Here is a 14,009-nt window from a genome sequence, read left to right on the forward strand (position 1 = left end):
GCCATGAGCGCTATCACCATTACCGAAGCCGCACAGGATTACCTGGCCGAGCTGCTGTCCAAGCAGGACACTCCCGGCATCGGCATTCGCATCTTCATCACCCAGCCGGGCACCACGTACGCCGAAACCTGCATCGCCTATTGCAAGCCGGGCGAGCAGAAGCCGGAAGACACCCCGGTCGGCCTGAAGGATTTCACCGCCTACATCGACGCGATCAGCGAACCCTTCCTGGAAGACGCCATTGTCGATTACGCCACCGACCGCATGGGCGGCCAGCTGACCATCAAGGCGCCCAACGCCAAGGTACCGATGGTCAATGAAGACAGCCCCATCACCGAGCGCATCAACTACTACCTGCAGACCGAGATCAACCCCGGTCTCGCCAGCCACGGCGGCCAGGTGAGCCTGGTGGACGTGGTCGAGGACAACATCGCCGTGCTGCGTTTCGGCGGCGGTTGCCAGGGCTGCGGCGCAGTCGAGATGACCCTCAAGGACGGCGTCGAGAAGACCCTGATCGAGCGCATCCCGGAGCTGAAGGGCGTACGTGACGTCACCGACCACAGCAACCGCGAGAACGCCTACTACTGAGTGGGTGCGGGAGCAAAGAAAAGGCGACCTTCGGGTCGCCTTTTTTGTTGATGGAGTATCCGGAAGCAGTTTGCGTGGGGCGAATAACGCCCCAAGTGTTATCCGCCTTACGGACGGGTTCGCGAGCAAGCTCGCTCCTACAGGTCGAGCCGGGCGCTCCTGGTAGGAGCGAGCTTGCTCGCGAACCGCCCTGGCCCCGTCACCACCAATGCCGCAGCAAATTCAGCCCTGGCAGCCGGCCGGCTTGAGCACGCGCTGGGTCGAGGCCGGATTGGCTGCAAGTTTCTCCGCCGGGCGGCGTGGGCGCGGCACCAGTTCGCCGCCGCAGTTCGGGCAGCGGCCGTGCAGCACGTGCTCGGCGCAGTCGGGGCAGAAGGTGCATTCGAAGCTGCAGATACGCGCGTCCGGGCTGTCAGCGGGCAAGTCACGGTTGCAGCATTCGCAGTTGGGACGGAGTTCGAGCATGGCAAAGTCCTTTGCTGTGGATTGATGTCAGTGCAACTGGCCGAAGCGCTCGGCGTATTCCTGCGGGCTGATCGCCAGGTGCTTGTGGAAGGTGCGGCGCAGGTTCTCCGGATGGCCGAAGCCGCACAGCCGCGACACCGTGCTGATCGACGCCTGGGCGTCCTGCAGCAGCGCGCGCGCCGCTTCCAGGCGCACCCGCTCGACGTAGCGGCCGGGCCCCATGCCCAGTTCGCTGATGAACACCCGCGAGAGCGTGCGCGGGCTCATGCAGGCCTGCTCGGCCAGGGCTTCCAGCGACAGATCATTGCCCAGGTGGGCGGGAATCCATTCCAGCAGCGCGGCCAGGCGCGGCGTGCGGGTCGGCTCCGGGGTCAGCCAGTGACTGAACTGCGCCTGCCCGCCGGGGCGCTTGAGGAACATCACCAGCCGCCGTGCCACCGCCAGTGCCAGCGCGCGGCCGAGGTCGGCTTCCACCAATGCCAGGGCGAGGTCGATGCCGGCGGTGACGCCCGCCGAGGTGAATACGTGGTCGTCGCCGTCGCGGCGCTGCGGATCATAGGTGTGCAGGCGATCGCCCTGAACCAGCACTTCGGGAAAGCCTGCGCACAGTTTGTCGACATCCGCCCAATGGGTGGTGGCCGGGCGGCCATTGAGCACGCCGGCAGCCGCGAGGATCAGCGCACCGGAGCATACCGAGCCGAGACGGCGCACCTGGGGTTCGGCAGTGGCCAACCAGTGCAGCAGGTCGGTGTTTTCGCATTGCACCGGAACGCCCAGCCCGCCGGGGACCAACAGGGTATCCAGCGTGGCGGGATCGACTTCCCGCCACGTCTGATCGGCGCAGATGCGGATGCCGGCCGAGGTCGCGACCGGCCCGGCCTGTTCGCCCAGCACCAGCAACTCGTACAGGGGCGCGAGCCCCTGCCGCTGGCGCTCGACGTTGGCGGAGGCGAACACCTGCAGCGGTCCGGTGATGTCCAGGCTCATGACCTCGGGGTAGATCAGGCAGGCGATGCGGCGCGGCGATTCCATGGCAACACTCGTTCAGTGGATAGAATGAGTGTGGCGATGACCGGCGCTGGCGGCAACGTCAGTCACCCCACGAATCCTGCCAAATCAGCGGGCAGTCACCTTCGAACCGCCAAGACGGTAAGCGCTGGCATACAACACTGGCAGCACCACCAGCGTCAGCAGCGTAGCGAAACCCAGGCCGAACATGATCACCACCGACATGCTCTGGAAGAAGGCGTCCAGCAGCAGCGGCGCCAGGCCCAGGATGGTGGTCAGTGCGGTCAGGCAGATCGGCCGCAGGCGCGCGCAGGCGGCATTGACCAATGCCTCGCGCGCTGGCTGGCCGCTTTCGGCGAGGTTGTCGACTTCCTCCAGCAGCACGATGCCGTTGCGCACCAGCATTCCCGACAGGCTCAGCAGCCCCAGCAGCGCCATGAAGCCGAACGGGATGCCGGTGAGCAGGAAGCCGATGGTCACGCCGATCATCGCCAGCGGCACGGTGAGCCAGATCAGCAGCGCCTTGCGCGGTGAGGAGAACATCAGCACGGTGATGATGAACATCGCCAGGAAGGCCATCGGCAGGCTGCCGAGCACGCCGTTGCGGGCGTCGCCGGAGTTTTCCACATCGCCGCCCCAGGCCAGCTCGTAGCCCGGTGGCAGTTGCAGTGCCTCGATCTGCGGGCGCACGCGGACCAGCAGTTGCGAGGAGGTTTCGCCGCTCTGCGGGGCGACGTCGGCCATCACCGTCAGGGTGCGCTTGCGGTCCTGGCGCAGGATCAGCGGGTCTTCCCAGACACTGTCGAAGCCGCCGACCACCTGTTCGATGGGCAGGTAGCGCTGGCTCACCGGGCTCCACAGCATCAGGTCGTTGATCTGCCCGGCGTTCAGCTCGCTCTCGCGCACGACGATGGGCAATTGCTGGGTGCCGTCGCGGTAGATGCCTACCGCGAGACCGCTGAAACTCATGCGCAGCAGGCTGTCCAGGTCGCCCTTGTCGATGCCCAGTTCGCGGCCGCGGGCTTCATTGAACTGCGGGCGCACCAGCAGCGCGCGGGCCTGCCAATCGTGACTGACGCCGGTGGCGACAGGGTCGGCGGCGAGAATATCGCCCACCTGTGCGCCGAGGCGGCGCAGCACCTGCGGATCGGCGCCGGTCAGCCGCACTTCGATGGCGCTACCGCTGGAGGGCCCGAACATCAGGCGCTTGAGGCCGGTCTGCAGGTGCGGATAGCGCTCGTCGAGGTAGTGCTGCAGGTCGGCGATCAGGGCGGGAATCTGCGCGCGGTTCTCGGTGCGCACCAGCACCTGGGCGTAGTTGGCGTGCTGGCGTTCGGCGCCGTAGGTGAGGATGAAGCGCGGCGCGCCCTGGCCGATGCTGGTGACGGTGCGCTCAACGCCCGGCAGGGCGGTGATGTGCTGGTCGATCTCGGCGGCCAGGTCACGGGTGTGTTCGATGGCTGTGCCCTGGGGCAGCCACAGGTCAACGAAGAACATCGGCGTGTTGGCCGGCGGGAAGAAGTTCTGCCGTACCTGGGCGAAGCCCAGAAGGGACGCAGCCAGCGCCAGGGCCAGCACGCCCAGGGTCAGCGTGCGCTGACGCAGGCAGGCTTCCAGCAGAGCACGGTAGGCGCGATACAGCCAGCCCTGGTGCGGCTCGGCGCTGTCGCCTTGCACCGGCAGGTTGGCGAAGGCCCAGCGGGCGAACAGCGGCGCCAGGGTCATAGCGGTGACCCAGCTGAGCAGCAGCGACACCAGCAGCACGTCGAACAGCGAGCGGCAGTACTCGCCGGTGGAGTCCGAGGACAGCCCGATGGGGGCGAAGGCCAGCACTGCAATGACCGTTGCGCCCAGCAGGGGCAGGGCGGTGAGGCGGACGATGTGGCGGATCGCGACGTCGATGCCCTGACCGCGCAGGCGGCCCACCAGCACGCCCTCGACCACGACGATGGCGTTGTCCACCAGCATGCACAGGGAAATGATCAGCGCGCCGAGGCTGATGCGCTGCAACTCGATGCCCAGCAGGTACATCAGCAGCAGGCTGCCCAGCACGTTGAGCGCCAGCACCCCGGCGATCACCACGCCGCTGCGCAGGCCCATGAAGATCAACAGGGTGCCGACGACGATGCCCAGCGCCAGGACGAAGCTGAGCAGGAAGCCGTTCACCGCGCCGTGAACTTCCACCGCCTGGTCGTAGAACGGCGTCAGCTGCATGCCGGCGGGGCGTTCGCTTTCCAGCTGGTCGAGGCGCAGATGCACGGCATCGCCGACCTTCACGACATTGACCTGCGGGGCGAAGGCGATGCCCAGCGCCAGGGCGGGGTTGCCGTCGGCGCGCCAGAGGTGGCTGGGGGTATCGGTGAAACCGCGCTTGACCGTGGCGATGTCGCCCAGGCGGATCAACTGGGCACTGCCCGGCGCACTGACCAGCAGTTGTTCCAGCTCCGAGACGTCAGTGAATTCGCCGGTGGGGTGCAGACGAATACTCTCGCTGCCGACGCGCAGGCTGCCGGCGTCGGACACCACGTTCTGACGGGTCAGCAGGTTCACCAGGCGAGTCAGTGGCACGCCCATGGCAGTCATCTTTTCCTGCGAGACGTCCACCTGCACCTGCTCTGCCTGCAGGCCGGACACCACCACCTTGCTCACCCCCGGCACCAGCACCAGTTCACGGCGCAGGTAGTCGGCGTAGTCACGCAGCTCCTGGTAGCTGTAGCCCTTGCCGGACAACGACAGGAGAATGCCGTAGACGTCGCCGAAATCGTCGTTCACCTGCGGCGGCGAGACGCCCGGCGGCAGGTGCGGGGCGAGGTCGTTGACCTTGCGCCGCAATTCGTCCCAGATCTGCGGCAACTCGCCTGCGCGGTACTGCGGCTTCACGTTGACGGTGATCTGCGACAGGCCGGCGCTGGATATCGAAGTGAGCTTGTCGACGTAGGCCAGTTGCTGGATGGCGTTCTCCAGCGGATAGGTGACTTCTTCTTCCACCTGCTGCGGCGAGGCGCCGGCGTAGCGGGTGGCCACCACGGCGGTCTTCACGGTGAAGGCAGGGTCTTCCAGGCGGCCGATCTCGAGAATGGCGTAGAGGCCGCCGAGGGCCAGCAGGAGGATAACGATCCAGCTGCTGACCTTGTTTTTCAGAAAATAACCGGTGATATCCATTACAGCCCCCGCTCGCGTTGCCACGGGCGTACACGCTGGCCTTCACGCAGCTCGGCGGTGCCGGCGGCGACGATGCGCTCGCCTGGCTCCAGACCGGAGAGAATCTGGATGCCATCCGTGCCAGGTTGTCCGAGCTTCACTTCACGGCGCTCGACGTGCAGCGCCTCGCCTTCACCTTTCACTACCCATACCTGGCTCAGTCCCGGCGCGCTGTTATCGGCGCTGAACACCGCTTCCACCGGAACCCGCAGTAGCGCCGGGGTATCGCGGCCGAGCTGGGCGAAGTCCACCTCGACGGTGGCGCTCATGCCCGGCAGCAGGGTGACGTCCTTCGGGCGCTCGAGGGTGAGGGTGACGGTGTAGCTCAGCGTCGCCGGGTCGGGGCGGGTGCTGTGCTCCTTGTACTGCGCGGGGAAATCGCGACCGGGCACGCGGGCCAGGCGCACGATGGGCTGGTAGTCGCTGCGCAGGCTGGCGCCATCAACGCGTTCCAGCAGGCTTTCCGGCAGTTGGAACTGCACGTCATAGGTATCGGCGGATTGCAGGATGGCCACCGGCTGCTTGGGTTGCAGCATCTGGTGGTTCTGCACCGGCACCTGGGCGATGACCCCGGCGAAAGGGGCTTCCAGTCGCGCATAGCCGAGCTCCTGGCGGGCCAGCTTCAGCGCGGCTTCGGCGGAATCCAGCTGGGCCTTGCGCTGGTCCAGTTCGGCGCGGGCCACCAGCTGCCGCTCGTTGAGCGTGGCGACGCGCTGGTACTGGGCGCGGGCCAGGTTATAGCTGGCCTCGCGGTCGCGCAGGCGCAGGCGCAGGTCGGCGTCGTCCAGCTCGGCGATCTGTTGCCCACGCTCCACGCGCTGGCCCTGTTTTACCGAGAGGGTCTTGAGGTGGCCGGCGATGCGGAAGGACAGGTCGACTTCATCCGAGGCCACCAACTGGCCGGGGAACTGACGCATACCTTCGGCCGCAGCGGTGGGCACGCTGTAGAGCTTCACCGGGCGGACGGTTTCGACCGGCGCCGATGGCGTCGGACCACAGCCGACCAACAGGGTAGCGAGCAGAAGGCAGGCGGGCGTTTTCACGCGGGAATCCTCTGAATTTGAGCGGTGCGGCAAGGCTGCGCGCCGCTCGGAGAAATCCGTCTGACATGAGTCAAGGCCCGCCGGGGGCACCTGGGGAAGTTCAGCGCCGGTACAGGAATCGTTCAGAATTGACCGACAGCAACCCTCTCATCAGACCTTCAGCACACCACGAAAACCTCGTGCGGCGTAATAAGACTGCACGCCGTTGTGATAGGTGAAAACGCGCTCATAGCGGCGGTCGCCGAACAGCGCGCCGTCCAGCTTGCGCATCGAGCCGGGCGTGCGCAGCCAACTGGAAGTCTTCTGGTCGAAGCTGCCCAGCTCCTGCAACTGGCGGTACTGCGCTTCGTCCAGCAACTCGATGCCGATATGCGCTGCCAGCTCGGTGGCGCAGCCAGCGGGCTTGTCCTTCTTTCGCGCATCCAGCGCCTCGCGGTCGTAGCAGAGGCTGCGCCGGCCGACCGGTGTTTCGGCGCTGCAGTCGAAGAACAGGATGGCGCCGCTGGCGCTTTCGCGACCGACCACGTCGGGCTCGCCGCCGGTGGCTTCCATCTGCTCCAGTGCCTTCAGCTTGGCGGGCGCGGCCTTCAGGCGCGCCTGGACGTCCGCCCAGTCGATGCCCTTGTGACGCTCGGGATGTTGCTCGAAGCGGGCCTGCAGTGTCGCCAGCAGGGTGTCGTGCTGTTTCGCATTCATCTTGCATACTCTCGGCAGGGGCTGAAGGTCTGAGAGTAAAGCAGGATTTGCGCGGCCCGCCGCTCAGCCGGCGTCGGCCCAGCGCTCGCGTACGGCAAGGATGTCGGGCAGGCAGCCGAGGAACAGCTCTACCAGCTCCGGGTCGAACTGGCTGCCTTTCTCCCGGCGCAGCAACTCCACCGCCTCGTCGATGCTCCACGCCGGTTTGTACGGGCGCACGCTGGTCAGTGCGTCGAATACGTCGGCGATGGCGACGATGCGACCCTCGACGGGAATCTCCTCGCCGCGCAGGCCCTTCGGGTAGCCGGTGCCGTCCCAGCGCTCGTGGTGGGTGAGGGCGATGCTACGAGCCAGGCGCAGCAGGTTGGAGTCGTGCTCGCCGATGATGCGCGCGCCAATCTCCGGGTGCTGGCGCATCACTGCCCATTCGTGTTCGTCGAGCCGGCCGGGCTTCTGCAGGATGGCATCGGGAATGCCGATCTTGCCCACATCGTGCATGGGGGCCGCGTTGAGCAGGTCGTCGGCGGCCTTCTCGGAGTAGCCGGCGGCGCGGGCGAGGATATGCGCGTAGTGACTCATGCGGATGACGTGCAGGCCGGTCTCGTTGTCCTTGTACTCGGAGGCCTTGCCCAGGCGCTGGACGATCTGTAGCCGCGTCTCCCGCAGTTCTTCCACGCGCACCAGCGACAGGTGCGTGCGCACCCGTGCCCTGACGATGGGCGGGCTGACCGGCTTGGTGATGTAGTCCACCGCGCCGACCTCGAAGCCTCTGGCTTCATCCGGCACATCGGCCAGGGCAGTGACGAAGATCACCGGAATGGTACAGGTGGCCTGCTCGGCCTTGAGCCGTTGGCACACCTCGAAGCCGGTCATGCCGGGCATCATCACGTCCAGCAGGACCAGGTCCGGGCGCTCGCGATTGGCCAGTTCCAATGCCTTGTCGCCGTCCTTGGCGAACAGCAGGCGGTAGTCGTCCTGCAGGATGTGGCGCAACACCTGGAGGTTGGTGGCTTCGTCGTCCACCAGCAGCAGGCAGGGCCGATGATCTTGGGCGGTCTGGGTCATGCTTGCTCCAGGCGGGTGCCGAGGGTCCGGACCCATTCCAGGGCCTGGTCGAAGTCGAAATCGTCGATGGCGTAGCGCAGGGCTTCAAAGGCCTCGCGGTGTTCGCCTTGCGCAGTGCCCAGGCGCAGGCGCTCCAGCGCCTGGTCGTCGAGACCGCCACGGGAGAGCGCCAATTGCAGGGCTTGCAGCGCGCCGCGCAGGTCCTGCGAGGCCGCTTCGCCAACTGCTTCGGCGACGGCGTCGGGCACCAGCGGCACCGATTCACGGACAGTGGCGAACTCTGCCCGGACTCGCTCCAGTGTGGATGCAAGCTGTTCGGCCGAGCCATGGTCAGCCGCGCTTTCCAGTGCGCCGATGGCGCCGGCGAGGCGTGGCAGGGCGAGGTTGGCGGCGGCACCGCGCAGACGATGGGCGAGGGCGGTGATGCTGGTACGGTCACCATCGTTCACGGCAGTTTCCAAAGTCTCCAGGCTGGCCGCCTGCTCATCGAGGAAGCGCACGATGGCCCGCGCCATGGGCAGCGGGCCGCCCCACAGGCGTGCTCCGGCGGCCCAGTCCAGGGTTGCCAGCGGTGTGCTTTCGGTGGCCTGCGCGCTGCGCACCAGGGGCGCGGCACCGAGCAGACGGGCCATTTCATCCAGCAGGCCGGCGAGGTCCAATGGTTTGCTGGCGAAACCGTTCATACCGGCGTCGAGGGCATTCTGTCGATCGCGGTCGAGCACGCTGGCGGTGAGGGCAATGATTGGCACAGCCAGGACGCCGCGCTGTTGCTCGATGGTGCGGATGCGCCGGGTGGCTTCCAGGCCGTCCATGCCGGGCATCTGCACATCCATCAGGATCAGGTCGAAGTCCTGCGCGCTGTAGGCGTCAACGGCAGCCTGCCCGTCGCCGACGCTGTGCGGGCGATGGCCCAGGCGGCGCAGATTCAGCTCCAGCAACTCGACGTTCTGTGGCACGTCGTCCGCTACCAGGATGCGCAGCGGCGGCAGGCTCGGTGTATGGCTGCGGGCTGTCGGTTGCACGCTGCGACCGGCCGGCAACGGCAGGTCGACGGTGAACACGCTGCCCCTGCCCACTTCGCTTTCCACGGTGATGCGGCCGCCCATCAGTTCCACCAACTGGCGCGAGATGGTAGTGCCCAGCCCGGTGCCGCCGAAGCGCCGGCTCATGGAAGCGTCGGCCTGGGCGAAGGGGTCGAAGATGCGCTCCAGGCGGTCGGCGGCGATGCCGATGCCGGTGTCACGGATGGCCAGGCGCAGCGCACCGGGTTCGCCGCTGATGACCAGCCGGACTTCGCCACGCTCGGTGAATTTCACCGCGTTGCCCAGCAGGTTGGTCAGCACTTGTTGCAGGCGCAGCGGGTCGCCCTGGAAGTACTCGCCAGCGCGCTGGCCGTAATCGATCTGCAGGCTCAGGCCCTTGCGCTCGGCGGACAGCCGCAGCGCCGCGCAGACCTGCTCGCAGAGCTCCGGCAGGGAGAAGTCGAGCGCTTCCAGTTCGATGGCGCCACGGTCCAGCTTGGCGGTGTCGAGGATGTCGTTGAGCAGGCCCAGCAGCGAGCGCGAGGCGTTCTGTACGGTGGTCAGGTAGCGCCGCTGGTTCTCTTCCAGCGGCGAATCCAGCAGCAGCTCGGTGAAGCCCATGATGGCGTTCATCGGCGTGCGGATTTCATGGCTCATGTTGGCGAGGAAGCTGCTGCGCGCGGCGGCGGCCTGCTCGGCGCGGTCGCGAGCGCTGCGCAGTTCCTGCTCCATCACGCGGCGCGGGGTGAGGTCGGTGGCGAGCTTCACCACTTTCACCGGCTTGCCGTCGAAGTCGAGGATCGGGTTGTAGGTGGCGTGGATCCACACCTCGCGCCCGTCCTTGGCCAGGCGGCGGTATTCGCCGGCGCTGTACTCGCCGTCGCGCAGCCCCTGCCAGAACGCCCGGTACTGGGTGCTGGCGGCGATGTCCGGTGGGCAGAACAGGCTGTGGTGCTGGCCCAGCACTTCGGCTTCGGTGTAGCCGAAGAGCTCGAGGATGTTCTCATTGGCGGCGAGCACGCGGCCATCCAGGTCGAACTCGATCAGCGCCATGGCGCGGCCGATGGCGGTGACCTTGCCTTCGTACTCGTTGCTCAGCAACTTGGTGTCGGTCTGGTCGAGCAGCACGCCGTCGATCCACTGTGCCTTGCCGGCCTCGTCGTAGCTGGCGCTGCCGCCTTCCCAGATCCAGCGCTCGCGGCCGTTGCGGTCGAACAGGCGGTACTCGACGACGTAGCTGCGGCCTTCGCCGATGGCGCGCCGGACTTCCTCGTTCACCGCCGCCTGGTCATCGGGATGGTAAAGCTGGCTGAAGGTGATGCGCTGCTCGCTGAAGTCCTGTGCCGACCACCCGGTGACGGCCTCCACCGCATCGCTGACGAACAGCACGCTCCAGGCATCGTCCGGGAGTACCCGGAAGGCGATGCCGGGCATGTTGCGAATCAGCGAACGGTATTGTTCCTCGCTGGTGCGCAGGGCCTGCTCCATCACGCGGCGTTCGCTGATGTCGGCGACGAACACGACGAACCAGGGCTTGCCGTCGTGATCGGTGACGCCGAGGCTGACCCGTACGGGAAACTCGCGGCCATCGCGGGTCAGGCCTTCCAGCTCCAGCTCGGAGTTGTGGAACTGGCGTTCGCCGCTGCGTTTGTAGTTCTCCAGAGCGACGCGGAACTGGTGCCCATAGGCCTCGTTCATCAGCACCTGCATGGGTTGGCCGACCAGCTCGTGCGGTTGCCAGCCGAACAGGCGCAGGACGGCGTGGTTGACCGAGCGGATCACACCGCTGTGGTCGATGGTGAGGATGGCCTCGACGGCGGCATCGAGCAGCGAATCCAGGTGCTTGCGCCGGCGCTGCAGTTCCTGGAACAGCTGGCGGTAGCGCAGCAGGCCATTCACCGCGGCGACGCAGATGCTCAGGCTGATGGTGGCCATGGACACCGCCATCGCCAGGTAGAAGCTGCCCTGCACGCCTTGCGGCACGCCGAACTCCTCGCGGCCGACGAAGCGTGCGGCGGCCATGCCGGTGTAGTGCATGCCGGCAATGGCCAGGCCCATCACCACGCCGCTGGCCAGGATCGTCAGGTTCGGCCGCATCCGCCCGCGCAGACCGAAGCGCACCCACAGTGCAATAACCGCCAGCACCACGGCCACCAGAATCGACAGGGCGAACATCCAGGGGTTGTAGCGCAGCAGCGGGGCCATCTGCATCGCTGCCATGCCGCTGTAGTGCATGGCGCCGATACCCGCGCCGACCAGCACGCCGCCGCCGATCAACTGCAGGCGGCTGACGTTACGCCGAGCCAGCAGGCTCAGGGCGATCCACGAGGCGAACAGGCTCGGCAATCCGGAGGCGAGGGTGATCAGCGGGTCATAACGCACGGTCGCGCAGAGCTGGAAGGACAGCATGCCGATGAAATGCATCGCCCACACGCCACCGCCCAGGGCCACCGCGCCGGTGCCGATGGCCAACTGGCGGTAGAACGGGCTGCGCGCCAGCCGGGCCACACCCGACAGCTGCAGGGCCATGGCCGATGTGAAGATGGCGATGAGGATGGAGAGCAGCACCAGCGCCGTGTTGTGCTCGCCGAAAACCAGCAGCGAAGGGGTGTCGCCGCTGTAGAAGTATCGCTGCAGATCGAGCATTGAACGAAGACCGTACTGCGTGCCGAAGGCCTGGTGGAAGACGAGACGGAGGAGTCCGTGCGAAGCAGATCACAGGATGGCTGCAAATTGCCATCATTGTCGGTCGCTGCACCCGCGAAAGTCGCGCCACGACGGCGGATTCGGACGAGTGGAAAGCCAGGTTTCGGAATCGAAGCTGAAACGATGCAGCTGGTGGCGCGACCGATACCACGTTATCGGCGGCGGAGACGGGAAATTGAGCGCTTGCCGACGGCTGGCAGCGCCAATGAAAAAGCCCGGCGGGGCCGGGCTTTTTTGGTGGTACCTGTCTGCGGATCAGGCGGGCATGTGCCATTCCTGCAGGCGGTAGCCTTCGCGGTTCAGCTCGTCGCGGGCCTGGTTCAGCAGGCCTTCGAGCTGCTCCGGGTCGGAGTAGGCGGAGCTGGGAATGCGGGTGAGGCCCAGCAGACGGGTACCGGTGCGATCGAGGACGGACAGGTCGAGGCTGCCGTCGCCCCCTTGGTCAACCCAGGTCACACAATTGAAGGGTTGGAAGGCTCGTCCAGTGATCAGCAGAGCCTCGTTGAAACGAAGAGTCGCATGCATGGTTGTGATCTCTCTGCGTGGTAATCCATTGCGAAGGTGGCGAAAGCGGTTCATCCACTTTCGTGTTCGTTCACGCAATTGATGGTTTCAGAGTCGAAGAAAGTCACAGCCCATGTCGCGTTTGTACACAAAGTAGTCGCAAATCAATCCGAGTGAAACGCTGCAGGCCCCGTAATCCGTGGCCTGCAGCGCTATCGAGGGTGCGCCATCGCGCTGCACATACCGTTGGTCAGAAGCGATGAGCGGTCAGGCCTGCATGGCCCAGCCATCCACGTTCATTGCCGCCTGGCGCAGCGCTTCGGAGCGCGTCGGGTGTGGGTGGCAGGTGCGCGCGATGTCCTCGGCGGCGCCGCGGAACTCCATGGCCACGCAGTACTCCGCGATCATGTCGCCGACGTTCGGGCCGATCATGTGCACGCCGAGGATTTCGTCGCTGCGCTCGTCCGCCAGCACCTTCACGAAGCCCTCGGTCTCGTGGTTGATCTTCGCCCTGCTGTTGGCGGTGAAGGGGAACTTGCCCACCTTGTAGGCGCGGCCTTCGGCCTTGAGCTGTTCTTCGGTCTTGCCCACGGTGGCCACTTCCGGGTGGGTGTAGATCACGCTGGGGATCACGTCGTAGTTCACTTCCCCGGCCTTGCCGGCGATCAGCTCAACGCAGGCGATGGCCTCGTCCTCGGCCTTGTGCGCGAGCATCGGGCCGGAGGTCACGTCGCCAATCACCCAGATGCCCGGCACGCTGCTGCGGTGCTCGTGGTTCTCCAGCATGCCGCGCTTGTCGGTGGTCAGCCCCACGCTTTCCAGCCCGAGGCCCTGCGTATAGGGGCGGCGGCCGATGGCGAGCAGAACGTAGTCCGCCTGGATCGACTCCGCCGCGCCGCCGGCAGCCGGCTCCACGCTCAGGGTCACCTGCTTTCCACTGACCTTGGCCTGGGTAACCTTCGAGCCCAGCCTGAAACTCATGCCCTGCTTGGTCAGCGCGCGCTGGAAGGTCTTGGCGGTCTCCAGGTCCATGCCGGGGCAGATGCGGTCCAGGTATTCGATCACCGTGACTTCGGCGCCCAGGCGGCGCCAGACCGAGCCCAGTTCCAGGCCGATGACACCCGCGCCGATCACCACCAGGTGCTTGGGTACTTCGGGAATCGACAGCGCGCCGGTGGAGTCGAGGATGCGCTTGTTGTCGACTTCCACGCCCGCCAGCGGTGAGGGCTCCGAGCCGGTGGCGATGATGATGTCCTTGGCGGTGAGTGTGCTCTTGCTGCCATCGGCGGCGGTCACTTCCACCTTGCCCGGCCCGTCGATGCGGCCCCAGCCCTTCACCCAGTCCACCTTGTTCTTGCGGAAGAGGAATTCCACGCCCTTGGTCAGCGCGGTCACGCTTTCGGCCTTCTGCTTCATCATCTGCGCCAGGTCGAGCTTCGGCTTGACCTGGATACCGAGGTTGGCGAACTCGCCGCCGGCCGCTGCTTCATACAGCTCCGACGCATGGAGCAGCGCCTTGGATGGCATGCAGCCGACGTTCAGGCAGGTGCCGCCGAGGGTTTCGCGGCCCTCCACACAGGCCACTTTCAGACCCAGCTGGCCGGCGCGAATGGCCGCGTTGTAGCCACCGGGGCCGCCGCCAATGACGATCACATCGTATGCGCTCATGCAGTGTTCTCCGCAGTAGGAAAAGGGGTGAATCGAGGTTAGT

Annotated in this window: 10 protein-coding genes; 1 reads left to right on the forward strand and 9 read right to left on the reverse strand. The window is 66.3% G+C overall.

The annotated features are described in order from the left end of the window. Positions 1–3 precede the first annotated feature (3 nt). Positions 4–588 (forward strand): Fe-S biogenesis protein NfuA, encoded by a 585-nt coding sequence (gene nfuA / locus ACNFH5_RS13900; protein WP_416746777.1) that lies wholly within the window; start codon positions 4–6, stop codon positions 586–588. A gap of 222 nt (positions 589–810) precedes the next feature. Here nfuA and ACNFH5_RS13905 read toward each other — a convergent pair whose 3' ends face one another. From ACNFH5_RS13905 to lpdA, 9 genes are all read right to left on the reverse strand, one after another. Next, positions 811–1,053: a DUF1272 domain-containing protein gene (locus ACNFH5_RS13905; protein ID WP_416746779.1), complete on the reverse strand. Its 243-nt coding sequence runs from the start codon at positions 1,051–1,053 to the stop codon at positions 811–813. A 27-nt stretch (positions 1,054–1,080) separates the two neighbouring features. After that, positions 1,081–2,085 carry a GlxA family transcriptional regulator gene (locus tag ACNFH5_RS13910; protein ID WP_416746780.1) on the reverse strand — a complete coding sequence of 335 codons (1,005 nt, stop codon included), beginning with the start codon at positions 2,083–2,085 and terminating at the stop codon, positions 1,081–1,083. 84 nt (positions 2,086–2,169) lie between these two features. Beyond that, the gene (locus ACNFH5_RS13915) at positions 2,170–5,223 is read right to left on the reverse strand and encodes an efflux RND transporter permease subunit (RefSeq protein ID WP_416746782.1); all 3,054 of its coding nucleotides are present in this window, start codon (positions 5,221–5,223) and stop codon (positions 2,170–2,172) included. Next, a complete protein-coding gene (locus ACNFH5_RS13920) occupies positions 5,223–6,305 on the reverse strand; it encodes an efflux RND transporter periplasmic adaptor subunit (protein ID WP_416746784.1) in 1,083 nt (360 codons plus the stop codon). Before ACNFH5_RS13920 ends, ACNFH5_RS13915 begins: the two co-directional genes overlap by 1 nt. 150 nt (positions 6,306–6,455) lie before the next feature. Next, entirely contained in the window at positions 6,456–7,001 is a 546-nt protein-coding gene (locus tag ACNFH5_RS13925; protein ID WP_416746786.1) for a DUF4256 domain-containing protein, read from the reverse strand. A 63-nt stretch (positions 7,002–7,064) separates the two neighbouring features. Beyond that, positions 7,065–8,066 (reverse strand): HD domain-containing phosphohydrolase, encoded by a 1,002-nt coding sequence (locus ACNFH5_RS13930; protein WP_416746788.1) that lies wholly within the window; start codon positions 8,064–8,066, stop codon positions 7,065–7,067. Next, on the reverse strand, positions 8,063–11,734 hold the full coding sequence (locus ACNFH5_RS13935; protein WP_416746790.1) for a PAS domain S-box protein: 3,672 nt from the start codon (positions 11,732–11,734) through the stop codon (positions 8,063–8,065). The genes ACNFH5_RS13930 and ACNFH5_RS13935 overlap by 4 nt, the downstream gene beginning before the upstream one ends. A 315-nt stretch (positions 11,735–12,049) precedes the next feature. Beyond that, positions 12,050–12,319: a hypothetical protein gene (locus tag ACNFH5_RS13940; RefSeq protein WP_024763325.1), complete on the reverse strand. Its 270-nt coding sequence runs from the start codon at positions 12,317–12,319 to the stop codon at positions 12,050–12,052. A 246-nt stretch (positions 12,320–12,565) separates the two neighbouring features. Further along, complete coding sequence (gene lpdA, locus ACNFH5_RS13945; RefSeq protein ID WP_416746792.1) at positions 12,566–13,966, reverse strand: dihydrolipoyl dehydrogenase; 1,401 nt, start codon at positions 13,964–13,966, stop codon at positions 12,566–12,568. Between the last annotated feature and the right edge of the window lie 43 nt (positions 13,967–14,009).

Source organism: Pseudomonas sp. NY15435, assembly GCF_048068295.1.
GTDB lineage: Bacteria > Pseudomonadota > Gammaproteobacteria > Pseudomonadales > Pseudomonadaceae > Pseudomonas.